Raw genomic sequence first — 22,777 nt, 5'->3', positions numbered from 1 at the left:
ACTATAGACTCTATAGTAACTATAGAGTCAAATGTCTGGGGGAAATTGATGAAAATAGGCGAATTGTCTAAAAAATCGGGCTGTTCAATACAAACGATTAGATATTATGAAAGAGAAGGATTACTGTTAAATCCAAACCGTTCAGAAGGTAATTTCAGGCTGTATGATAGTAAAGCACTTAAACAATTGGAGTTCGTAAAACATTGTCGCAGCCTAGATATATCACTCAATGATATTAAACGTCTTATCGAATTAAAAAATAAGCCAGAAGAAAGCTGCTCTAGCGTTAATGCATTAATTGATCAGCAACTTGCACTAGTGAATAAACGCATGAAAGAATTAAGGGCGCTTAAAGCTGAATTACAACAGATGGCTAGTGCTTGTGGTTCGAACAATACTATTGAAGCATGCGGGATCATTAAGTCACTAGATAAACTCTGTTAGAGGCATACGGGCAGAATATAGAACATTAATCGACTATTGCATGTCCTAAATGTGGACAGATAAAAACGGAAGAAATGCTGACAAATTCATGTCAGCGGTATCACAAGTATGAGTCACACAAGGTTTTGCCAAACTATTGAATGGTGACTGGTGTGTTTACTTCTCATATGGAACAGCAAAATTCCGCCAATTCTAGAACGACAAAATTAGTTGCAGCCGTTAATGCACTAGAGTGTTTAAATTGAAGTTTATTATTGACTCTTCAACGTCTGCTTTACACTCTGAATTTTCGTTAATAACTCAAAAGCTAACTTCCGCTTTTGGCTAAGTGAAATCATAAGGTATTCATTGATGCTAATGTCCGCAATGTCGGAGGAGCTGCCGTTAGCAAATAGCATCAAATTATCGTAATATAACTGATTGAGTCTCAGATATTATGATTAAAAAATCATACTTTCATAAAAAGAGAGATTGGCGGCATCCCTTTAAAACCTTTCAGTCTAAAATGAGATCAATCTCAATCATTATGCACAGTCACAAATACTCCACATAGGTTGATCATGGCAGTGGCAAACGGATTATCATTTTTGGTATTGAGAGAGCCGTCGATAATATTCAAACAAGCACCTTTCTTATGGATGCTTTCAATTGCCTCAAGAATAGATTTTAACGACCGTCCCAAACGGTCGAGGCGAGTAACAATAACTTCATCACCTTCCCTGATAAAGTCGATGAGTTCCTAAAGCTTTTCTTCATTTCGAATCGAAGCACCAGACTGTTTGCCTTGGAATATTTTTTCACAGCCCTGAGCGTCCAACTTGGACAGTTGAACATTTAAATCTTGTTCTTTAGTTGAAACTCTTGCAAAACCAACTTTCATATATACGAAACCTGTAACTTTCGCACACCTTAACAATTAAATGAACGAAAGTATATTAAATAAATTTCGTACATGAACGTAATAAAAAATAGAAATTCGTACACTACGGATAGAAAATGAATGACAATTCTAACTATAAAGTGACTTAATTATTTCACACGCTTCACTTGTACACGAGCTTGCCATTTGTTGAAGCTCAGCTTGTAGTGCTTTGAGTTCTCCCATTAGATTGTTAACTAAAGCCAATTTAGCCTGTGTCTATCATAAGTTCAAAACTTAAACTTTAGATATAAGCTGAAATTGAGTCAATCGTATTACAAATACTCTTATTGATACTGGCTCATTACTTGCACTTTTTCGAGAACATGACCACATGTAGAGAATAATAGGCTAACAGTGGGAAATATTTACACTATCAATGTAAGGATTACTTATGAAATACTCAAGATTTGCTGCAATGATCATCACCTCAACCATTGCTATGTTTGTCATGATGTATCTCAACACTTACGCAGTATCACATATATGGTTTAGTGAAACGCGTATCTATATGGCGTTGTATATGGGAGCAGGTATGGCAATGATCATGCTGGCCTTTATGCTTGGCATGTACAGTAACAAGAAGCTCAACATGGCTATTTTTCTATTGGCGACAATACTGTTTGCCATATGTCTTTATCTTGTTCGCTCTCAAAGCACAATTTCTGACACTGCTTACATGAAAGCGATGATTCCTCATCACTCCATTGCTATTCTTACTAGTGAGCATTCAACTTTGGAGGATGTACGCGTGCGTGAATTGGCAAATGGTATTATTAAAGCCCAACGAAAAGAAATAAAAGAAATGGAATGGCTGATTAAAGATATTTCTGAAAATGGAAAGGTCAGCTCACAAGCTCAGGCTGAGCAACGACCGCTCCCAAAGTTTGAAGGCACACTGAACAAAGGAGACTAAGATGACTAAGACAGCTACCCTGTACAGAATGGTCACTGACGAACATATCTGCCCCTATGGTTTAAGGTCGAAAGATTTGCTGGAGAGGCAAGGGTATGATGTAGAAGATCATAAGCTCACGTCAAGACAACAAGCTGATGACTTCAAAGCTAAGCATGATGTCAAAACTACGCCACAAACCTTTATTGAAGGAAAGCGTGTCGGAGGATACGATGACTTAAGAGAGTATTTTGGTAAAGATGAAGCAGGTCAAACTGGCACAACCTACACGCCCGTTGTAGCCATTTTCTCGATAGCTGCACTTCTTGCTGTCGCATCTCAACATTTTGCTTCCGGCTCATTTATCTCCATCAGAACACTGATGCTATTTATAGCTTTTTCAATGACGCTCTTAGCGGTGCAAAAACTGAAAGACCTATACAGTTTCACAAATTCGTTTATTACTTATGATTTACTAGCGATGAGATGGATAAGATATGGTTATATTTATCCCTTCATTGAAGCATATGCAGGTATTGGTATGGTTGCCCAACTACAGCCTCTCGCAGTGGCACCATTTTCATTGTTTATCGGCACAGTTGGAGCAATTTCAGTTTTCAAAGCCGTTTACATCGACAAACGCCAGTTAAAGTGTGCCTGTGTAGGCGGCGATAGCAGTGTGCCACTTGGATTTGTATCGCTATCTGAAAACTTATTTATGATCGCGGGAGCATTGATTATGCTGCTGATGTAAAGGTATAGCTCTATTCGGCGGCCCCTTAACTGTTAAGATTAGACCTAGGATGCCAGCCCACACCTTTCTAATTCATATGTAACATTCTTTCTGTCGTACTGGCATCAAGATAACCAGAACTGAGCAAACAATCTCAAAGGTTGTACAAAATAACACTAAAGTTTTTTCATTAAGTTTTATTGTTATGCTCTTGTGGTGGCTTTCGCCACCACTTTATTAGTTTTCAAGTTCCACCATATCTTTCGCTGCAATGTCACCAGACACTAGCTTTACAGTTGCGAAATGATCATTCACAATTTTAGTAATTTGTACCGTTCCTACCTTTTCGATAGTGTAGGGATCTTCACCTTCACTCAATACTATTCTTTCATGGAATCTAATAACACTGTATTTTTGCCCAACCTCTGCGCCATGCTTAGCACCAATACAGATTAGAGTTCGATTATCAGAACTTTCTACTACCTGACCTCTCATCATGTATTTATGATAAAAAGTGGTATTGGAACAACCCACTAAATATAAACCGAATGTAAGCAATAAAAGAGCTTTTATATAGGGTGTTTTCATCACTGTTACCTCATTTGACTAACTAATTATCTATACACTTTTTTATGAATTCATTTGTTTTTCCGGCCAGCCCCCGAAGGTGCTTGATGACAACTCCAAGGCTTATGAACAGAGTTATCTTTGATGTTCTGATCAACAAATTTATAGTAACTTTCTTTAGTATGTGTCCACCAATCATCATGAACATCTGCGCCATACTTACGGATTACCTCCTCAATCCCATCAAGGCTTACGTTTGCGGCATCATAGGCAAGGTGTATTTCACCTTCTTTGATGTTGTAACTAACTTCATCTATACCAAAAAGCTGATCTATTTCTTTTACTAACTCGTCACAGCTTTCTTCTGTGACATTGCTAAGCTTTAGGTTTCGAACAACTAAATTTTGCTCTTTAACGCCAACTCTATGATTTAAATCGCTCATAATTTTTCTCCTAATGTTTGTGTGAATGCTGTTGATTGCTATCTTTCATTTCTTCCATTTTACGGTTCATCTGCGGCATCATGTTCCCCATCATTTCTAAATGATGTTCAGCCATCTTGATTTGTTGATGCATTGGCATTTCTTCCATGTTTTTGTGCATGGATTGCATCATCTTCATCATTGAACGGTGATGTTCAACCATCATCTGCTGTTGCTTTTCAGGATCTTTTTCAGTTTTAATGGCATGGACTTCCTTTTTCATTTCCATCATCTTTTTGTGCATTTCTCCCATGTTCTCATGTGGTATTGCCATGCCTTGATGCATATCAGCTTTGTTCGCACCTTCATGCTTATGCTCATTGTTTTGGGCAAATGAGCTAGTGGTTATAAGTAGTGAACTAATAAATAAAATTGATTTAGTTAACGTTTTCATGATTTTTACCTTCTACACTTTTATTAAAATTTGGGATCCAACTTGGTGTCGATTCCATATACCTGTGGTACTCCGAACCAAACTCAGCAATCGCTTGTGCTTCTTCGCGTTTCGCTAGCTTGACGTAAACAACGACTAAGATCGGAAACATCGCAAGTGTTGGGATTGTCGGCCACTGCAATAAAAAGCCGAACATGATTAGAATGAAAGCTACATACTGTGGGTGGCGACACCTTGCATACCATCCAGTTGTAGCCAATTGATGATGTTTTTGCGCGTGATGCAATACATTCCATGCTGAAGACAACATAAAGAAACCTGCAACAATTAACACCATACTCACTATATGAAATGGGTCCCAATGGGCATCACCTTGAAATCCAAAGAAAGTATGTAATAAATGCCCATTTTCATGCGCAAAGAAATTTACTTCTGGATAGGTCTCCGTCAGCCACCCCGACAGAAAATAGATAGTTAAAGGAAAGCCATACATTTCAGTAAATAGGGCAACAATAAAGGCAGAGAACGCGCTTAGACTTCTCCAATCAGTTGATGTTTTTGGTTTGACAAAACTAAAGGCAAAAAAGATAAAAATTGCTGAGTTCAGTATCACCATTGACCATAAGCCATAATCATATGTTTCATTCATCACTGCTTTCCTTTTTATGTGATTCCTTACGTGCCTTTTCTAACCCTTGTATGTAGCCATCGTGATAGGCTGCATTTTTATCCGTGAGTTCTTGAAAGCTCTCTTCCTTTTTTTCATCAGGCGCATGTGAATGATCGTGACCATGTTTACCATGACTGCCATGCATAAATACGTGCATCAAGGGGCATAGCAATAAAATCAAGTAGGGAAGAAATTGCAGCATATGTTGACCATGCTCAAGCACTAAGAAGTAGGTCACTGCGGCAATAAGTGCCAGTGCAGCCCAGCCTGTAGGTGTTGACCAAAAATTAGGGTGTTGATTTTTCATATTGCCCTCCTAAACGACTTTTAAGACACCGCGATACATTTGCATCTGACAGTGAAACTCATGCTCTCCCGGTGATAAGTTCAATAGGGTAATTTGAGTAATTTCATTTAATTTAAGCTGTTCGCTTATATCCAATGAAGGAATAAGCATTGTTTCAGCGCAGGGGGATTGATCTTTGCGCATAAACTTCAGAGTGACAGGTTGGCTAGCAGACACCTGAATTGAGGATGGGGAATACACACCATCCCTCACTTCAATGAGTACTTCATTACCTTGAACGATTGTTTTATTGGGTTTATATAGCCAAAACCACCAAACAATCAGCGCGATTAACATTAAGCCTAATAAGTTAATAACCATCATTGTGATTCTCCTTAATGCTCTTTTGCTTTAAAAAAGCGAAGTCGATTTGCATTTGACACTACAGTCAATGACGAAAACGCCATTGCAGCACCTGCAATTACAGGGCTAAGCAGAATGCCAAAGAAGGGATATAGAACCCCCGCAGCAAAAGGAATCCCGGCTACGTTATAGACAAACGCGCCAAACAAGTTTTGTTTGATATTTCGTAAAGTAGCTTTGCTTACCGCTATGGCATCAGCAAGGCCATGAAGTGAACCACGCATTAGGGTAATGTCAGCACTTTCGATAGCTACATCAGTCCCTGTGCCTATGGCGAAGCCAACATCGGCTAACGCTAGCGCAGGAGCATCGTTGATGCCATCTCCTGTCATACCAACAATTTCGCCGCCTTCTTGTAGCTCTTTCACCTTGTTGGCTTTATCTTCTGGCAGCACTTCAGCAAGAAACTCACTAATACCCACTTTTTTAGCTACGGCGGCAGCGGTTTCCTTGTTATCACCCGTTAACATGATGACGCGTATACCATTAGCCTGAAGCCGTTTGATAGCAGAGATTGAGTCTGACTTGATAGGATCTGCAACAGCAATGATTGCTGCAAGTTCACCATCTACAGCAAAGTACATAGGTGTTTTGGCTTCTTTGGCTAAAGACTGCGCTTGTTCAACAAAGCCTGTGAGGTCTATGCCTTTTAACTTCATTAGTTTATCGTTTCCGAAAAGCAGGGCTTTGTTGTTGCAGCTTGCTTCTACACCAAAACCCGTAATGGCGTTAAAGGCTTCAATTTTTAGTAACTCAATATCCTGATCTAACGCACTTTCAACAATCGCTTGCGCTAAAGGATGCTCTGAGCCGCTTTCTAAACTTGCTGCAAGCTGTAGTACGTCTTTTTCGTCAGTAGCTTTTGCTAAAATAATATCGGTTACCTTAGGTGCCCCTTCAGTAATAGTGCCCGTTTTATCTAAAATCATGGCAGTGATTTTAGAGGCGGTTTGCAGTGCCTCACCGTTGCGAATAAGCACTCCGGCTTCTGCTGCTTTTCCTACTCCCACCATGACAGACATGGGTGTTGCCAAGCCTAAAGCACACGGGCAGGCAATAATAAGCACAGTAGTTGCTGAAACGATGGCAAAAGCAATGGCTGGCTCAGGTCCAAAGTTAAGCCATGCTAGCGCACTTAACACAGAGGTGATCATCACGACAGGTACGAAAAAAGCTGAAATAACATCGGCCAAACGGCCAATCGGCGGTTTCGAATTTTGTGCTCGTTTCACCATATTGATGATCTGTGCAAGCGCCGTGTCTTTACCAACGCGTGTGGCTCTAAATAAAATCATGCCTGATTTGTTCAAAGTACCTGCGACAACCTCATCTTCTTCAGCTTTTTCAGCAGGCATAGGTTCGCCTGTCAGCATGGACTCATCAATAGAGGTGTGTCCTTCCAATACCACGCCATCGACGGGAATTTTTTCACCCGGTTTTACCTTCACAATATCGTTAAATAAAACCTGCTCAATACCTATCTGAACTTCTTTGTTGTCACGAACCACGGTTGCTGTTTTGGCTTGCAAGCCGATAAGACGTTTAATGGCCTCAGAGGTTTTACCTCTGGCTTTGATTTCTAATGCTAAACCTAAATCAATTAAGCCAATGATCATGGCGGTAGCTTCAAAATAAACATGCCGTGCCATCAATGGAACAGCGTCAGGTGCAAACACGACAACCATCGAATACAACCAAGCTGTACTTGTTCCTAAAGCTATTAGAGTGTCCATATTAGCGGAGTGGTTTTTAAAGCTTTTCCAAGCGCCAACATAAAAATGCTTACCTGAAAAATACATAACACCAAAAGTTAAAATGCCTACAACCAGCCAAGACATGCGCTCAAGGTTTGTTTCAACCGTCATTTCTCCAACCACAATGCTGTAGATCATCAAAGGAACGCCGAGTGAAAGGGCAATAAACGTATCGCGCATTAGCTTTTTGTAATATGCAAAATCCGCCGCCTCTTTCTCATCAAGCGCATCTGTTGCTGAGCTATCATCAATTGGCTTCGCGTTATACCCCGCTGACTCAACAGCTTTGATCAACTCTTTTGTTTTAGCTGTCCCATAAACTGTTACTGTCCTATCAGCAAAATTCATTTCCGCACTGACGACTCCAAGAGTTGCCTTCAACGCCCCTTCAATTTTGCCTACACAGCTAGCACACCCAGCACCTTCAATGATAAGCTGTTGGTTATGTGATACTTTCTCCAACGTATTCTCCTTACTTTTACACGAAGAGGATTGAGCTTTTGCCTGACAGCAACAGCCTGATTCAGTTTTTATATTTGTGTTAGTAGCCACCCTTTTTCCTCCTATGCTTTTTTAATTTGCTCAAAGTTTTCGATGAGATGACAAACCATGTTTGCAGTCGGTGCTTTGTCTTCCATTTCTTCCCATCGAGAAAGCGCAGAAGACATTTTTCCTCGAAGTGCCAACATTGCTTGAAACTGCTTTTCTGTTTCTTCAAGCCGCTCTTTGATCAGGCTTCTGACTAATGGGCACGCACTTTTACCATCTTCAGATTCATTAATAATTTCCTTGATATCTGCAACGGAAAAACCAAGGTTTCTAGCACTTAAAATGAATTTAAGTCTCGATACTTCTTTATTCGAGTATGACTTGTAGCCGTTCACTGACTTAGCAGGTTTTAACAATCCTAATCTGGTGTAATAGCGCACCGTATCAGCAGTCGTTCCAAGGCTTTTTGCCAGCTCCGCAACTTTCATATTCACTCCTCAGTTTTTTAGCTAAGTTTGTACTCTCATCTTCAGCTTAGACCTGTGTCTAAGACACAGGTCAAGTACTAATTCTAGTGAATAAGCTAAAAACTAATTTTTTGGTAAAAGAGAAATCTCGGTCAAAATCGACAGCATTAAGTACTGTAAATAGCAATAGTTTGAGCATGTTCATCATGCCTCCAAAAAATATTGTGCTAATTGTTCAAAACGGTTGGTAATTTAAACCAATCAGTAAATCGTTTTATTTTTGATGGGACTGGCGAAAAAAAGGCGCACTGATCCCGTGATTAGCCAATAATTGGTGGACGATAAAGTAAGAGATGGATACCAGATTTTGGTAGGGGTATACGCTGTAGAATTAGCTCAGAATGAATATTGCAAATACCTTCGTCTTGCGCTTCCACAAGATAGGCATTTAAATGAAAGCTTGTACAAAAACCGCCTTCACAACAAACACAATCACCAGCTTTACATTTTTCACAGTCTTCATCACCATGAAGGTGTTTAGAGTCTTGCGAATTTTCAGTGTGATAGTGACTATTGTCAATCATTGATTGATGATGCATATTTTTGCTTGGTTGTATAATATGCGTGTCGGATGAGCCATTATGATGCTCTTCACAATTCATTGGTTTAGCAATAGCAAAACTATGCTGCGTAAGCAACAGAGTAATTATCACTATTTTAAACCACCTGAAAAGTCCAAACATTATCATTCCTTCTTTAGCACCTACAATATTAGCCACTTTATAAAAATAATTTTATGATCTTGATCAACCTTTGAACTAAAACCTAAACTTTTTACTTTTTACTTTTTACTTTTTACTTTTTACTTTTTACTTTTTACTTTTTTAAACAGCTTAAACTTCACAAGTATAAAGGGGTGTCTAATTTATACTCATGAGATTGAAGCCAAGCATGAGCACCATTAAAAGAAATAAAAACCCTACGCTCATAACTAGGTATTGAGTAAGGGATCATTTTTCCAATTGTTCAGCTTTAAGCGCAGTACTTTGCAACAATCGGTTCTATCCCGGGCACACCCAATTCCCGTTCATCAAAAGTGATAAAATGGCCTATTGTACGTCTTTCAATGGCGATGTTTTTTGCCTTGACTCTTTAACCTTAACCATTCGCCAACTTTACTTCTTAGCTGATATTCCGGTATACACCAGACTGGCACCGACTGAAAATAAGAAGTAGCTTACTATTACTGCTCTTAGTTCTTTCCAAAAAAACTATTAGCTAGGCCTTTCCTAACATAACTAAAATGGTTTAAATCCCAAAAAACGAAAGCTACCATCAATATAGTTGCGGTAGCTCTCATCAAGTCAATATAGTATTTCTTCACATCAGAGCCAGAACTTGATACCTGCAACAAAAGCAGTATCACGAGTACTTTGCCCATTTAACTTCGCAAAGTCGGCTGTATTACCAAATTTATTTGTCCACTCAACGCCAACATAGGGAGCAAACTGGCGGGTAAACTCATAACGAACCCGAAAACCAATAGTACTGCTCGATAAACCACTACCAAGGTTATTTTGGACGTCGTCCTTACCGTAAAGCGTTAACTCTGCACGTGGTTGAACAATTAACTTTTGTGTGAGTAATAGCTCATATTCCGCTCTAAGCGATAGTGCTGTATTGCCTTTTTCGCCCAAGTAGCCAGTCATGTCGAGATCAAACCAATATGGAGCAAGCCCCCTAAGGCCAAAAGCTAGCCACTGTCGGTTTTCACCGTCTTTATTGTAATCAAACCGAATCCCTGCTTGTGTATCCCAATATGTTGAAACAGCATGGCCCCATAAAATATCTGTTTGGTTCTCCTCTAGATTTCCTTTGCTAAAATCACCCTCGGTTTTTATGACTAACCTGTCAAAAGTAGTGCCATACCATGCCTGAAAGTCAAAAACACCTGCGTTTGTTTGCTCATTATATTCAAGACGATCCCCTAGTAGCGCGTAAAATGAATGCTCATCTGCCAAAGTCAGTCGTTTGTCGCTACTGAGTGCATAAGGACCTTCAGTCAAAGTTGTACCTGCTGCATAAGCATGGGGGTCTCTAGCATCTTTAGGTGCATCTCCACCTTGTGCTTGCATTTTAGAATCACCCATCTCAGTCATCTCATCTTTTGCAGATACAGATACACTTATAAGGGGCAAACCTATTAATAATAGTCTTAACGTATTGGTTAGTATTAATTTTTTCATGATACAACTACCTCTCTAAACATACCTGCATCCATGTGGAATAATAAATGGCAATGCCATGCCCAGCGACCTACGTCATGAGGTGTTGTTAAAAAACTAATTCTTTGCGCTGGTTGTACAGGGATAGTATGGCGACGAACCTGTACATCACCTTTTTCATTCTCCAAATCGCTCCACATACCATGCAGGTGCATGGGATGTGTCATCATTGTATCGTTTTGTAAAATAACTCTTAAACGTTGATTATGCTTCATGTGAACTGGCGTGCTTTTTCCAAATTCCAAGCCATCAAATGACCAGCTATAACGCTCCATGTTTCCAGTTAAATGTAATTCAATTTCAGCCTCTGGCTCTTGCTGGTTTGTAATTCCCTCAAGAGAATGTAAATCTGCAAGTGTTAAAACACGGCGTCCATTTTTACGTAAACCTATACCGGGATCATCAAGGTTTGTTCTAGGCATATCAACACGCATATCAACAGAAGCTCCATACTCTGTTTTTGCATGACGCACTTTAGTGCTAGCAACAGCTAATGGGTTTTTAGTCATTCCATGTTTACTATGATCCATTGCCATCGCTCCATGACCCATTGCACTATGATCCATTTTATTAGAATTCATGCCCGACATGTCTGCCATACCTGCCATCGCGGAATGCTCACCACCTTGGGCCATATTCCCCATCATATCTGTCATCGTTAACCATTCAACGGGATCTAGAGCAGGTACTGGTGCATCAATATTAGGTGCCATTGATAAAGTACCTTTAGCATAACCTGAGCGATCCATGCTTTGTGCAAAAATCGTATATGCATCATTTTTTGGCTCGACAAGTACATCATAAGTTTCACCGGGACCAAATCTAAATTCATCTACTGTCACAGGTTCAACATTTTGTCCATCAGCTTGTACAACTGTTAACTTCAGCTCAGGTATTCTTACATCAAAAAACGTATTGCTAGAACCGTTAATAAATCTAAGCCTAACCTTTTCGCCAGCTTTAAACATTCCACGCCAGTTTGTCAAAGGCGCACAACCATTCATTAAAAAAGTCATTGCAGATGCTGATAAGTCTGCAAGATCTGTAGGGTTCATTCTCATTTTATTCCACATTTCCCGGCGTTGTAGCGCATTTGAAACGCTGCTATTTGAAATGTCATCAAAAAACTCTGGAACAGTAGGTTGATTAAAGTTAAATACATCGCTTTGTACTTTTAACTTGCGGAACAAATCCATTGGGTCATCATCAGTCCAATCAGACAATTGGATAACATGCTCATTGTCAGCACTAATAATATCCTTTTCTCTTGGCTCAATAATTAATGCGCCGTACATACCTGTCATTTCTTGAAAGCCACTGTGTGAGTGATACCAATATGTGCCGCTTTGTTGCAGCTTAAATTTATAAACAAAGGTTTCACCCGGCATTATACCTTTAAAGCTAATACCCGGTACGCCATCCATTTGATACGGAAGAATGATCCCATGCCAATGAATTGAACTCGGCACTGATAATTTATTAGTTACCCTGATAGTAACGTCATCACCTTCTCTGAGGCGCAAGGTAGGAGCTGGTATTGAGCCATTGATTGTTGTAGCCATTCTTACAACACCTGTGAAGTTTACGGGTGACTCATCTATCACCAGATCTATTATTTCTCCACTTAGTTCGGGCACAGTACCTGTTATTGTTCCAGCCACTAAAGATGAAGCAGCATGAAGAATGCTTGGAAAAGCAGCTAATATACCGCCAGCAGCTAAACCTTGTACAAAGCGTCTACGCGGTGTAGAAATTTGATGTAATGGATCTTTAATTCTCATTTTACTCTCCGAGGTTTGACCAATAAATTAGTGTGACCAATGAATGTGCGTAATTTTCCATTCACCGTTTTGCTTTTCGAGAACCATTGTTTCCATCCCTTGATAATCACGTTCTTCACCATTGTAAGTACCTTTAGTTTGACTACGCGAGGCAGAGATAGCTGTATTTCCAAGTATCGTCACTTGATGTTCAAGTGTGTCGCTCTTCATCGCTGCTAAATACTTCATATCCGACAACATATGATGATGAGCATATTCATCAGCGCTCCTTTCAACGCGGCCTCCCTCGAAAATGGTGACATCATCCGCTAACTGCGCTCTAGCCTGTTTTTGATTGCCAGTTTCAAGTGCTTGATGAAATGCCAAAACAACTTTTGCGGCTGGTGTATCTACACCTTTAAACAATCCTTTGTCTTTATTCTTATCACCATGAGCGTTTGCTGCGAAACTAAACGTCATTAATAAAACGAGTAGGATATTTATTGTTTTCATTTTCTTTTTCTCTTTTAGGTTTTAATTTGCAGGACCAACAACACTAGTAAGCCCAGCAGTTACAGATAAAATGGCAAAAGCTACTACCATTTCTATCGAGATAGATTTAGATAAAGCCTCTCTGCCTTGACTATTTTTAAGTTGTGGAACGAGTATTAGTTTATGTTTAGCAGCAAGTGCCAAAATAGACACTACAAGGGCCAATTTAAACAACAGTGTTTGTCCGTAACTTGAGCTTATTAGTGCATCAAGACTTCCGACCAATTGAATCACGAGCCAGAGGCCTGCTACCAACAATAGGCTCAATGTAAAACTTGCTTGTTTGCCAAAGCTTTCCATCAGCAAATGAAGTTCTGCATAACTTAGCTGATGGCAAGCCTGTTTTAGTGGCAATAACGCCCCAAACCACCATGCCATAACGAGCACATGCAAAATAAGCAAGCCTTTTTCAATTGTGCCTAACTCAGAAATATGACCCAGTAACGTGAATGAGTATGCAAGGATTAATAAACTCAACATTAAAGCGCTTTGTTTTAAGTACGAGTTCACAGCGAGTTTGAACCTTAAAGCTAAAGCGATTATTGCGGTAACTAGCCCAAGCGCTCGAAGCAAAGCTCCAGTGCCGACAGAGGAGTCCCACATAATAGCCAATATATCAGCGTCTATCGCCCCCTGAATTCCCTCTTCTGCCATTGCACCAGTACTGGCAAAGAACCAAGTAATATTAGCGATCAAAGCCATAACTATATAAGTTCTTGTCCACGTTAAATTCGCTATTACAGTATTAGTATGAGATTCATTATTCTCAAATATTTGCCTGAAAAATGTATAACCTGCAATACAGGCAAAGCCGACGTAAAATACAATTTTTGACAGTACAATGACTGTATTCCAGATATACATTTCCATATCAATCACACCGCCTATTTTAGTGAACCATAAAGCCGAAGCTATGTTTCATTTTATGACCATCGTTACCTAAGAAGGTTACATCCACAGTATAGTTTGCAGGAGCTAATTTAGGTAGTTTCCATGTAAATTTGCTAGTAGCGACTTTAGAAGGCTCGAATCCAAATTTAAATTCTTCGCCTTGTTTATTGGCCAATGAAACTTTTACAACACGTACCTCTTTGGTGAACACCAAAGTTAACTCTTCTGGAGGATTCATTAGCATTGCATTATCAGCAGGCACACTTTTTTCAAGATGCACATGCGCAAATACCGCACTACTAAAAACGACACTGATTACGGTTAAAAATTTAATTAGTTTTTTCATATTTACCTCTATTTTAGTTTATTGAAATTGCTATTTATGGTTTCTTAACTTCGCTAAGCATTACTTTTTAGCTCCGCCTTAGAAAGCTCCTTGTTAAAGGCGTTTAATTCTGGCTTTTTAACGATTGAGTAAATTACTGGGAGCACAATAAGAGTGAGTAGCACAGCACTTGTCATTCCGCCTACCATAGGTGCAGCAATACGACTCATAATCTCCGAACCTGTTCCTGTACCATATAAAATGGGCATCAAGCCGATAATGATTGTTGCAACTGTCATCATTACTGGACGAACTCGTAAGCCTGCACCGTGCAATAATGCATCTTGATATGCATCATCAGAGATAGGTTCAGCTCGCTCTTCAGCTTTTTCCTTAAGCTCAGCAAGTGCCTGATTGAGATAGACCAACATTATCACACCAATCTCAACCGCTACCCCAGCTAGAGCAATAAAGCCCACGCCAACAGCCACAGAGAAGTTAAACCCTTCCAGATACATCAACCATAAGCCACCAATCATCGCCATCGGCAAGGTAACGATAATGATAGCCACCTCACTAAACGCTCTGAAGTTTAAGTAAAGTAGAATAACAATAATGGCGAGTGTTAAAGGCAATACATAGGTGAGCTTTTCTTTCGCTCTTTCCATATATTCGTATTGCCCAGCCCAAGTAATTGAATAACCTGCTGGTAGTTTTAGATTATTAGCCAAGTGTATTTTTGCACTTTCAACATAAGTACCTACGTCAACACCGTCTATATCGATAAACGTCCAGCCATTTAAACGAGCATTTTCACTCTTAATCCCCGGCGGACCGTTCTCAACTCGAATATCTGCGACATCACCTAGTGCAATGCGTTGACCACTTGGTGTTACAACAGGTAATCGTGATAGCTGCTCAGGAGAGTCTCGATAGTCTTGCGGATAGCGTAAGTTAACAGGGTAACGCTCTTGACCTTCTACCGTTTGGGTAACGTTCATACCACCAATAGCTGTAGAAACCACTTGTTGAACATCTTCGATGTTTAACCCAAAGCGACTTGCCTTATCGCGTGAAATATCAACCTTGATATATCGTCCACCTGCAACTCGCTCTGAGTAAACTGATGCTGTGCCTGTAACTTCGGGTAAAATTTGCTCTATTTGTTGGCCGATTTCCTGAATCACATCAAGCTCTGGTCCGGCGACTTTAATACCCACAGGCGTTTTTATGCCTGTTGCTAACATGTCGATTCGGGTCTTGATTGGCATAACCCAAGCATTCGTTAAGCCCGGAAACTTAACCAATTTATCAAACTCAGCTTTTAACGATTCAGTAGTCACACCCTCTCGCCACTGCTCTTGTGGCTTCAATTGAATAAAGGTTTCAATCATGGTTAAAGGTGCAGGATCGGTTGCAGTTTCAGCTCTTCCTACTTTACCAAATACAGTTTCAACTTCTGGCACAGTGCGAATAAGCTTGTCTGTTTGCTGCAATAACTCCCTTGCTTTACCAATTGAAATACCGGGATAGGTAGTAGGCATATACATGAGATCGCCTTCATCCAATGGCGGAATGAATTCACTACCAATTTTATCGACAGGCCAAAAGCCAACGATAGTCACTAATATTGCTGCTACTATTGTCGATTTTGGAAACTTCATGACTTGCTTTAAAACAGGCATGTAGATAGCAATCAATAATCGGTTTAACGGGTTTTTCTTTTCAGAAACAACTTTGCCTCGAATAAAGTAGCCCATCAAAACAGGCACCAATGTGATCGCCAAACCTGCTGATGCCGCCATTGCATAGGTTTTTGTATAGGCGAGCGGAGAGAACATTCTTCCTTCTTGCGCTTCCAAGATAAATACAGGTAAGAATGAGACTGTAATGATCAGTAAGCTAAAAAATAGTGCAGGGCCTACTTCACTCGCAGCCTTAGCAACAATTTGCCAGCGATTTTCATCTGTTAGTGGTGTTTTCTCCATATGCTTGTGCATATTTTCAATCATCACTATTGCACCATCAGTCATCGCACCAATCGCAATAGCGATACCGCCTAAAGACATAATGTTGGCATTGATGCCTTGCATATACATGATAATGAACGACACCAAGATACCTAATGGCAGAGTAATAACTGCCACAATAGATGAGCGAAGATGAAATAGGAAAGCCACACAGACAATAGCCACGACTGCAAGCTCCTCTAGCAACTTGCTCCAAAGGTTATCAACAGCACGATCTATTAACTTCGATCTGTCATAGACAGGGACAACCTCCACCCCCTCTGGTAAAGAAGATTTGAGCGACTCAAGCTTTTCTTTTACCCCATTTATGGTTTGTTGAGCATTTTCACCAAAGCGCATAACGACAACACCACCAACAACTTCGCCTTCGCCATTAAGTTCTGCGATACCACGGCGCATTTGAGGACCAAGGTTAACGTTGGCAACATCTCCAATACGCAACGGCGTGCCTTGTTCGTTAATACCAAGTGGAATTTTCTCTATATCACTAACTGATTGAATATACCCCGTTGCGGTAACCATATATTCAGCTTCAGCCATTTCCACAACGGATGCGCCAGTTTCTTTGTTCCCTTTTTGTAAGGCTATTTGTATTAAACTTAGAGGAATATCGTAAGCTCTCAATTTGTCAGGATCTACTTGCACTTGATACTGCTTAACCATACCGCCAACGGCGGAAACCTCAGACACGCCCGGAACAGTTTGTAGTTCATACTTTAAAAACCAGTCTTGAATACTTCTTAATTGGCTTAGATCATGGTTTCCTGACTTATCTGTTAAAGCGTAGATGTATACCCAACCCACTCCTGTCGCATCAGGTCCTAATTGTGGTTTTGCCGAATCAGGCAGGCTTGATGCTACTTGGCTTAAGTATTCAAGTACTCTGCTTCTAGCCCAATACAAATCAGTATCATCATCAAAAATGATATAGACGTAGGAATCACCAAAAAATGAGTAACCACGAACAGTTTGCGCCCCCGGCACTGATAACATCGCTGTAGTAAGGGGAAACGTCACTTGATCTTGCACTACTTGTGGTGCCTGTCCCGGATAGCTCGTCTTAATTATCACCTGCACATCAGAAAGATCGGGGAGTGCATCTACTGGTGTTTTTTGTAATGAATACAAACCACCAAACGCGATAATTAAGGTAATCAACAAAACAAAGAAACGATTGCCGATAGACCATCTAATAATTGATTCAATCATTATTTTTCTCCCACTTAATGATTAGAATGATCAACAGCAGCTTTATTTTCCTTGCCGTGTTGTTCATCTGATTCAAGAGAAATGTCAGTGATAACTAAGTCATCTCTAACCTCAAAAGTGAAAGTGACATTATCACCGACATTGAAATCAACCATTTCTATATTGTCCGCGACGATAAAATCCATCGTCGCAGCAGGTCTATCCCATTTCTCTATTGGGCCTCTGCTAATATTTAGAACACGCGTATCAACATTAATAGAATTAATTAGACCTGATACTGTTGCAAAAGATACTTCTTCACTCATATCACCAGGCTCACTCATGATATGAATTCCAGTAATTTCATATCCACCGTCTTCGGTTTTGCTCACTTCAAAGTGCAAAGATTGACCTGACTTTAATGAGTCAATATCGACTTTTTCAGCCACAGTAAAATCCATAACCATTTCAGGCCAATCCCAAGCTTCAGCAGGGCCATGTGAAATATTAACCATGCGGTGCCCTGCCATAACACTATTAACATCCCCTTGCATCCAAACAGAGTTAGGCACTTCATCATGAGTCATTCGTTTAAAGTCAGAGCTTTTACTTGATTCAGAATCAATCAAGAATTGGGCAGATGTCACCACAACGTCATCTTCATTTAAGCCGTCTAATATTTCGATGCTGTCGATATCAACCCGGCCAATAGTCACTTCAATAGATTTAAATTGCCCATCACCTAACGCAAGTACTACTCTGTCCTGTTTACCTGTTCTAATAACGGCTTCTTTAGGCACGAGGATGGTGCTATCAGCTTGATTAGCGTGAATAGAGACTTGTGCAAACATATTTGGTTTTAATTGATAGTCTGTGTTATCAAATTTCAATCTCACTCGGAGTGTGCGTGTTTTACTGTTCAATGTTGGATAAACATAATCAACGACACCAGCCCAGTCCTCACCGGGTAAATAATCCAGTGTCATTGATACAGGAAGTCCTTTTTTAATTAAGGCTGCGTCACGTTCAAACACTTCTGCTTCAACCCAAACTTGATCTAGCTGGCCAATGCTTAATAAGGTGTTTCCCGGCTTTACATAAAAACCTTCTCTAACCTTCAAACCATCGACAACACCTGCTTGTGGTGAATAAAAGGTAATTGTTTGCTGAACCTTTCGTGTCTTTTCTAGCTTTTGAACAAAGTCTGCTGAAAGCTGTAACGCTTTTAGGCGATCTTTGGCTGCTGAAATTAAAGAACTATTGTTGCGCTTTAACGCTATTAACAGCTCTTCCTGAGCATTAACTAACTGAGGAGAATATAGTGTATAAAGAGGCTGCCCTTTCTCTACAGGGTTACCTGCTGCTTTGATGTAAAGTTTATCAATCCAGCCATCAACCCGTGGGTGGATATGAATTAGCTTATCTTCATCATATTGAACATAACCTACCGTTGAGATTTCAGTATGCATATTTTTCAGTTCAACAGGTGCAGTGCGAACCCCAAGGTTATTCACTACATGAGGCGCAATTTTTACTGCTCCGGGGCCAAAGTCATCACCAGATGATTCTTCCTCATACACAGGTATTAAATCCATCCCCATAGGCGACTTACCGGGCTTGTCCCGGCGGTAATTAGAATCCATCGGTGCAACCCAATACAGAGGCTTTTTTTCTCCTGATGTTGCTTCATTACTATTACTGTTTGAGCCAGTACCTTGATATAAACTCAATGCTCCAGCACCAAGTGCTGCCCCAATGATGATGGCAATAATTGTTTTTGTATTCGTTGACATTATTTTTCTCCAAATTGCTGACTGGATAAGTGCTGATTAGTTTTGTGTGAAGTTTGCATCGACTTATGTTCAGCATTTGAGTTAGATTGAGAATGCGCAAAGAAATAGTTGATACGAGCAACTGTTTTAAGTGCGTCAACATCAATTCTTAAGGCTGATATTCTGGCATTTAATTCTGCGATTCTTGCTCGAACAACTTCGGCAAAATCGCCATCATCATTTGTATAGGCTGTCAATGACGCTTCTGCTTGGTCATGAGTTTGTTTAAGGAGTTGTTCTTGATAGATAGATTGTCTATCTGATAAGCGTTTAAGCTGTCTTAGTTCTTTTTCTAAAACACTGATCATTTGCTTTGTCAGTAATAGTTTCTCGGTTTTAATAGTCTCTGAATCTGCAATAGAAGCTGCAACTTGCTTATCTTGTCTGTTCTCGGTAAACAAGGGTAAATCAAACGTTACCCCAACAGAAAATAAATCAGCTCGGCTATCACCAGAGGGCATATTGTCGCGATAGGCATAACTAGCATTAACACCCCATTGCGGCTCATATTGCTGTTTGGCTAACTCAATTCCTTTTTCTGAAGCTTTGCGTTTTATATCAATTGCAAGTATGGCTGGGTGATTCGAAAGCTCCTGAGCCAATAGATTTCTTGAGTAATTAGATGCTGTTAGGACTGTTGGATTATTCAATTGAATCGAAGGCAATTCTTTTGAGACGCTAAACTCTAATGGTTGCGCGTCAAAGTTGAATGATTCATTCAAACGATCCGCATCGTAAATATGAAGCCACTCATTGAGACGAGCGATTGTCGTTTCTAGTTTCTGCTTTTGCGAAGTTAATCTGTCATCTAACTGCACGATTTCCAACTGAGCACGAATAACATCTTGCTGTCTAGTTTTACCAACAACGTTTGAATAGCTAGCTTTAGCCACTTCTGCCATCTGCTCAAAGAGAGACCAATCATCTTCAATCAATTTAATAGTTTGTTGGGCTAAGTAAGCATCTAACCAAAGTTGTGACACTTGGCTTTTCAACTTAGCTTTACGATCCTCTCGTAACAGTGGAAATTTCGTGGACTCAATTTGTAACTGGTCTTTCTTGATCTCTAGACTGTCGCCTCTCGGAAACATTTGAGAGACGCCAACCTTTAGCTGAGTCATTCCTTCCTGATCTAAATCCCAAGTATCTGTTGGTAAATTCATTATCCCTAGCGATACTTTCGGATCAGGCAAAGTACCTGAAGCAATACTTCTATTTTCAACTGCACTTTGTTTCAATCGGCTACCATGAAGCCAAGGATCATTTTGCTGAGCTAAGGTGATAGCTTGTTCAAGCGACACTACTTTCTCAGCTTGAGCTGAGAATACAGATAAGCCGAGTATTAATGCAGTTGAAAGTGAAGTAAGGTTTGAAGAGTTCAATTTCATTAGAATTGCTCCTCGTATGTCTTAACTTTTGCATAGACTTTGCTCGTTCCATCTTTAAATAGAATTAACACGTTGTATGGCATAAAGCGGTCATCGACTTCCATACCGGGAGAGCCAACTGGCATTGCTGGAACTGAAAGCCCAATCGCATTGGGATGTTCTTCTGATAAGAACTGCTGAATAAATTTAGCAGGTATATGACCTTCAAAGGCAAATCCATTTCTACTCACTGCCGTGTGGCATGAACGGTAATTAGGTTTGATACCATACTTAGTTTTGATGTTGCCGATGTTTCGGAAATCTTTGGAATGCGCAACGATCCCTTTGTCTTCAATATGAGTTATCCATTTTTTACAACACCCACAAGTAGGGGTTTTATAAACGATTAACTCCAAAGGTGTTACGTCGTGATTGTCTGCATGGTTATGTTCGTTGGCGTTTGCAAACGCAGGTGAAAGCAGCATTACTACTGCTATTTTTAAATACTTATTGATCATTTTTGCCCCCAGACATCGCTGGAAAATATCTATAGCGCTACGACGCTATATTGACTAACAGAAAAATTAATTACATGTGCGAGAAATTTGGACGCACTAATCCTGTATTAGGCAAAAATTGGTGGACGATAAAGGGAAGTGGAAATTGAATGAGGTTGTTTAGATTGCAGAGCAGCTACAGATTCACTGAATATTTGAATATCTGTCGAATCAATACTGGAATTTAGGACTGTCGTAGATGAGCAAGCATTTGCAGGACAAATACATTCAACGTCACAACAATCTTCTGATTGACCATTACTGCTTTTATTCATATCACCATGATCCATGTTCATGTTCATGTTCATGTGTGATTCGTGAGAACCTGATGACATTTCGCAAGGCATAGCAGAATACGCAAATGCTTGCCCTACAAAGGCAACCAGCATAAGCGTCATTACTAAGACTTTTGAAAATGCTTTAGACATAAAATTCTCTTACAAATATACATTTCTAATACTAATGCAAATTTTTGACTAAGTCAATTGATGCTGTATAAACATTTATGAATATTTGATTATCGTCAAATTTTTCAAAGAGGTAAGTGACAAATAATAATCTCATCAGACTTCTTATCTTCGCTATTCAATGGCTTTTATTTTGAGACTTAAGTTGCTCTCTCATTTCTAAAACTCGATCTGCCGAATAAGCTCCTGCTCTCATAACAACCAGTTCAACAAATGAAATATCAATTAACTTATGGTCAGCATCAATCACATAACAACTCCCACTATGTGTGTATATTTCTAACTTATCTTCATCAGCAGATTTGCTAACAATCTTTGAAGTCACGATTTGCTGAAATGGCCGAAACCTGAATGTTTCATCTTCAATAACCCCCCCTGATAAAAACTCGCCAAGAAATATTTTTTCAAATTCTTTATAGTCGTAAACAGATACTATGTAGGCATCCTTTAAATATATTCTATCCAACGTATTCCCTTACTAATAACTAGCCGGGAGCATATCTCGCAGCTCTAATAACTCATTAGGAGAATACATACACTCATGCATTAAATTAAACTCAAATGCATTTACATCAAACTCTTTAGATTCAGCATCTAAGATATAAAAGTCAACACCAAAGCACTTACTTTCTAGACCATTGATTTCCAAAACCTTTATCGTGAATAAAGCATCTCCTTCTTTACCATTTTCATTTTCGTCAGCAAATGTGCCGTAAAGCACCCGTTCAACTTTTTCCTCTGTATCAGATTGAATTGAGATAAGTTTTGCGTTGGTTAGTTTTACTCTAGGTCTCATGCTTGAACTCCTTTCATATCTTCTACAGAAAAAGGACGAAAAAAACTTAGATATTTAACCCCATCAACTTTAAGCAAATTGAATCGCCCCGAGTTCATCGGAGACCAGTTTGTTTAAGTCAGGCCACTTTACCTGACTCGTTTAAATTATCATAGTAGTCTGTTTCATATTGAGCTGGTGAAATATACCCAATTGAAGATAATA

The 22,777-nt window shown here is 39.7% G+C and carries 24 protein-coding genes and 1 pseudogene; 3 read left to right on the top strand and 22 right to left on the bottom strand.

Features of this window, described 5'->3' with window-relative positions:
* Positions 1–48 precede the first annotated feature (48 nt).
* Positions 49–444: a Cd(II)/Pb(II)-responsive transcriptional regulator gene (gene cadR, locus QL986_RS11625; protein ID WP_016899209.1), complete on the top strand. Its 396-nt coding sequence runs from the start codon at positions 49–51 to the stop codon at positions 442–444.
* Positions 445–961: 517 nt separating this feature from the next.
* Here cadR and QL986_RS11620 read toward each other — a convergent pair.
* Positions 962–1,324, bottom strand: a pseudogene (locus QL986_RS11620) (recombinase family protein).
* Positions 1,325–1,757: 433 nt separating this feature from the next.
* On the opposite strand from QL986_RS11620, the gene QL986_RS11615 reads away from it, so the two are divergent.
* Both QL986_RS11615 and QL986_RS11610 read left to right on the top strand, forming a co-directional pair.
* Positions 1,758–2,279 (top strand): DUF305 domain-containing protein, encoded by a 522-nt coding sequence (locus tag QL986_RS11615; protein ID WP_008109672.1) that lies wholly within the window; start codon positions 1,758–1,760, stop codon positions 2,277–2,279.
* Position 2,280: 1 nt separating this feature from the next.
* Positions 2,281–3,012, top strand: coding sequence for a glutaredoxin (locus QL986_RS11610; RefSeq protein WP_008109669.1), 732 nt, complete (start codon positions 2,281–2,283; stop codon positions 3,010–3,012).
* Positions 3,013–3,228: 216 nt separating this feature from the next.
* On the opposite strand, the gene QL986_RS11605 is transcribed toward QL986_RS11610, so the two are convergent.
* From QL986_RS11605 to QL986_RS11505, 21 genes are all read right to left on the bottom strand, one after another.
* Positions 3,229–3,579: a hypothetical protein gene (locus QL986_RS11605; RefSeq protein ID WP_004589646.1), complete on the bottom strand. Its 351-nt coding sequence runs from the start codon at positions 3,577–3,579 to the stop codon at positions 3,229–3,231.
* Positions 3,580–3,629: 50 nt separating this feature from the next.
* The gene (locus QL986_RS11600) at positions 3,630–4,001 is read right to left on the bottom strand and encodes a hypothetical protein (RefSeq protein WP_008467865.1); all 372 of its coding nucleotides are present in this window, start codon (positions 3,999–4,001) and stop codon (positions 3,630–3,632) included.
* Between the two features lie 10 nt (positions 4,002–4,011).
* The gene (locus QL986_RS11595) at positions 4,012–4,434 is read right to left on the bottom strand and encodes a hypothetical protein (protein WP_008467863.1); all 423 of its coding nucleotides are present in this window, start codon (positions 4,432–4,434) and stop codon (positions 4,012–4,014) included.
* Complete coding sequence (locus QL986_RS11590; RefSeq protein WP_008467861.1) at positions 4,418–5,083, bottom strand: isoprenylcysteine carboxylmethyltransferase family protein; 666 nt, start codon at positions 5,081–5,083, stop codon at positions 4,418–4,420. The genes QL986_RS11595 and QL986_RS11590 overlap by 17 nt, the downstream gene beginning before the upstream one ends.
* Entirely contained in the window at positions 5,076–5,411 is a 336-nt protein-coding gene (locus tag QL986_RS11585; protein ID WP_016899208.1) for a DUF2933 domain-containing protein, read from the bottom strand. Before QL986_RS11585 ends, QL986_RS11590 begins: the two co-directional genes overlap by 8 nt.
* Before the next feature lie 9 nt (positions 5,412–5,420).
* Complete coding sequence (locus QL986_RS11580; protein ID WP_004589267.1) at positions 5,421–5,774, bottom strand: cupredoxin domain-containing protein; 354 nt, start codon at positions 5,772–5,774, stop codon at positions 5,421–5,423.
* Positions 5,775–5,785: 11 nt separating this feature from the next.
* Positions 5,786–8,029, bottom strand: coding sequence for a heavy metal translocating P-type ATPase (locus tag QL986_RS11575; protein WP_016899207.1), 2,244 nt, complete (start codon positions 8,027–8,029; stop codon positions 5,786–5,788).
* A gap of 101 nt (positions 8,030–8,130) precedes the next feature.
* Positions 8,131–8,544, bottom strand: coding sequence for a MerR family transcriptional regulator (locus tag QL986_RS11570; protein ID WP_008467855.1), 414 nt, complete (start codon positions 8,542–8,544; stop codon positions 8,131–8,133).
* A 299-nt stretch (positions 8,545–8,843) separates the two neighbouring features.
* Complete coding sequence (locus QL986_RS11565; RefSeq protein ID WP_290191562.1) at positions 8,844–9,266, bottom strand: hypothetical protein; 423 nt, start codon at positions 9,264–9,266, stop codon at positions 8,844–8,846.
* Between the two features lie 642 nt (positions 9,267–9,908).
* Entirely contained in the window at positions 9,909–10,769 is an 861-nt protein-coding gene (locus tag QL986_RS11560; protein ID WP_016899204.1) for a copper resistance protein B, read from the bottom strand.
* Positions 10,766–12,589, bottom strand: a complete 1,824-nt coding sequence (locus QL986_RS11555) for a copper resistance system multicopper oxidase (protein WP_013465888.1) — start codon at positions 12,587–12,589, stop codon at positions 10,766–10,768. The genes QL986_RS11560 and QL986_RS11555 overlap by 4 nt, the downstream gene beginning before the upstream one ends.
* Before the next feature lie 27 nt (positions 12,590–12,616).
* Complete coding sequence (locus QL986_RS11550) at positions 12,617–13,081, bottom strand: nuclear transport factor 2 family protein (protein ID WP_016899203.1); 465 nt, start codon at positions 13,079–13,081, stop codon at positions 12,617–12,619.
* A 21-nt stretch (positions 13,082–13,102) separates the two neighbouring features.
* Positions 13,103–13,990, bottom strand: coding sequence for a CopD family protein (locus QL986_RS11545; protein ID WP_016899202.1), 888 nt, complete (start codon positions 13,988–13,990; stop codon positions 13,103–13,105).
* 19 nt (positions 13,991–14,009) lie between these two features.
* Complete coding sequence (locus QL986_RS11540) at positions 14,010–14,357, bottom strand: copper resistance CopC family protein (RefSeq protein WP_008132134.1); 348 nt, start codon at positions 14,355–14,357, stop codon at positions 14,010–14,012.
* Between the two features lie 53 nt (positions 14,358–14,410).
* Positions 14,411–17,575, bottom strand: a complete 3,165-nt coding sequence (locus tag QL986_RS11535; protein ID WP_016899201.1) for an efflux RND transporter permease subunit — start codon at positions 17,573–17,575, stop codon at positions 14,411–14,413.
* A 14-nt stretch (positions 17,576–17,589) separates the two neighbouring features.
* Positions 17,590–19,347 (bottom strand): efflux RND transporter periplasmic adaptor subunit, encoded by a 1,758-nt coding sequence (locus QL986_RS11530; protein ID WP_016899200.1) that lies wholly within the window; start codon positions 19,345–19,347, stop codon positions 17,590–17,592.
* Positions 19,347–20,774 (bottom strand): TolC family protein, encoded by a 1,428-nt coding sequence (locus QL986_RS11525; protein ID WP_290191561.1) that lies wholly within the window; start codon positions 20,772–20,774, stop codon positions 19,347–19,349. The genes QL986_RS11530 and QL986_RS11525 overlap by 1 nt, the downstream gene beginning before the upstream one ends.
* Entirely contained in the window at positions 20,774–21,271 is a 498-nt protein-coding gene (locus tag QL986_RS11520; protein ID WP_036956660.1) for a DUF411 domain-containing protein, read from the bottom strand. The genes QL986_RS11525 and QL986_RS11520 overlap by 1 nt, the downstream gene beginning before the upstream one ends.
* 107 nt (positions 21,272–21,378) lie before the next feature.
* Complete coding sequence (locus QL986_RS11515; RefSeq protein ID WP_004589251.1) at positions 21,379–21,738, bottom strand: hypothetical protein; 360 nt, start codon at positions 21,736–21,738, stop codon at positions 21,379–21,381.
* A 157-nt stretch (positions 21,739–21,895) separates the two neighbouring features.
* Positions 21,896–22,243: a hypothetical protein gene (locus QL986_RS11510; protein ID WP_016899198.1), complete on the bottom strand. Its 348-nt coding sequence runs from the start codon at positions 22,241–22,243 to the stop codon at positions 21,896–21,898.
* A 12-nt stretch (positions 22,244–22,255) separates the two neighbouring features.
* On the bottom strand, positions 22,256–22,573 hold the full coding sequence (locus QL986_RS11505) for a hypothetical protein (RefSeq protein ID WP_008109627.1): 318 nt from the start codon (positions 22,571–22,573) through the stop codon (positions 22,256–22,258).
* Positions 22,574–22,777 lie beyond the last annotated feature (204 nt).

The sequence above is a fragment of the Pseudoalteromonas sp. APC 3250 genome, from assembly GCF_030407915.1.
GTDB lineage: Bacteria > Pseudomonadota > Gammaproteobacteria > Enterobacterales > Alteromonadaceae > Pseudoalteromonas > Pseudoalteromonas tetraodonis.
The sequence above is the reverse complement of the archived record's forward strand: the minus strand, read 5'-3'. Positions and strand labels throughout refer to the sequence as shown.

Bases quoted from the DNA above. Each gene is read 5' to 3' on its own strand.
- cadR (WP_016899209.1), top strand. From the start codon at position 49: ATGAAAATAGGCGAATTGTCTAAAAAATCGGGCTGTTCAATACAAACG.
- QL986_RS11615 (WP_008109672.1), top strand. From the start codon at position 1,758: ATGAAATACTCAAGATTTGCTGCAATGATCATCACCTCAACCATTGCT.
- QL986_RS11610 (WP_008109669.1), top strand. From the start codon at position 2,281: ATGACTAAGACAGCTACCCTGTACAGAATGGTCACTGACGAACATATC.
- QL986_RS11605 (WP_004589646.1), bottom strand. From the start codon at position 3,579: ATGAAAACACCCTATATAAAAGCTCTTTTATTGCTTACATTCGGTTTA.
- QL986_RS11600 (WP_008467865.1), bottom strand. From the start codon at position 4,001: ATGAGCGATTTAAATCATAGAGTTGGCGTTAAAGAGCAAAATTTAGTT.
- QL986_RS11595 (WP_008467863.1), bottom strand. From the start codon at position 4,434: ATGAAAACGTTAACTAAATCAATTTTATTTATTAGTTCACTACTTATA.
- QL986_RS11590 (WP_008467861.1), bottom strand. From the start codon at position 5,083: ATGAATGAAACATATGATTATGGCTTATGGTCAATGGTGATACTGAAC.
- QL986_RS11585 (WP_016899208.1), bottom strand. From the start codon at position 5,411: ATGAAAAATCAACACCCTAATTTTTGGTCAACACCTACAGGCTGGGCT.
- QL986_RS11580 (WP_004589267.1), bottom strand. From the start codon at position 5,774: ATGATGGTTATTAACTTATTAGGCTTAATGTTAATCGCGCTGATTGTT.
- QL986_RS11570 (WP_008467855.1), bottom strand. From the start codon at position 8,544: ATGAAAGTTGCGGAGCTGGCAAAAAGCCTTGGAACGACTGCTGATACG.
- QL986_RS11565 (WP_290191562.1), bottom strand. From the start codon at position 9,266: ATGTTTGGACTTTTCAGGTGGTTTAAAATAGTGATAATTACTCTGTTG.
- QL986_RS11560 (WP_016899204.1), bottom strand. From the start codon at position 10,769: ATGAAAAAATTAATACTAACCAATACGTTAAGACTATTATTAATAGGT.
- QL986_RS11555 (WP_013465888.1), bottom strand. From the start codon at position 12,589: ATGAGAATTAAAGATCCATTACATCAAATTTCTACACCGCGTAGACGC.
- QL986_RS11550 (WP_016899203.1), bottom strand. From the start codon at position 13,081: ATGAAAACAATAAATATCCTACTCGTTTTATTAATGACGTTTAGTTTC.
- QL986_RS11545 (WP_016899202.1), bottom strand. From the start codon at position 13,990: ATGGAAATGTATATCTGGAATACAGTCATTGTACTGTCAAAAATTGTA.
- QL986_RS11540 (WP_008132134.1), bottom strand. From the start codon at position 14,357: ATGAAAAAACTAATTAAATTTTTAACCGTAATCAGTGTCGTTTTTAGT.
- QL986_RS11535 (WP_016899201.1), bottom strand. From the start codon at position 17,575: ATGATTGAATCAATTATTAGATGGTCTATCGGCAATCGTTTCTTTGTT.
- QL986_RS11530 (WP_016899200.1), bottom strand. From the start codon at position 19,347: ATGTCAACGAATACAAAAACAATTATTGCCATCATCATTGGGGCAGCA.
- QL986_RS11525 (WP_290191561.1), bottom strand. From the start codon at position 20,774: ATGAAATTGAACTCTTCAAACCTTACTTCACTTTCAACTGCATTAATA.
- QL986_RS11520 (WP_036956660.1), bottom strand. From the start codon at position 21,271: ATGATCAATAAGTATTTAAAAATAGCAGTAGTAATGCTGCTTTCACCT.
- QL986_RS11515 (WP_004589251.1), bottom strand. From the start codon at position 21,738: ATGTCTAAAGCATTTTCAAAAGTCTTAGTAATGACGCTTATGCTGGTT.
- QL986_RS11505 (WP_008109627.1), bottom strand. From the start codon at position 22,573: ATGAGACCTAGAGTAAAACTAACCAACGCAAAACTTATCTCAATTCAA.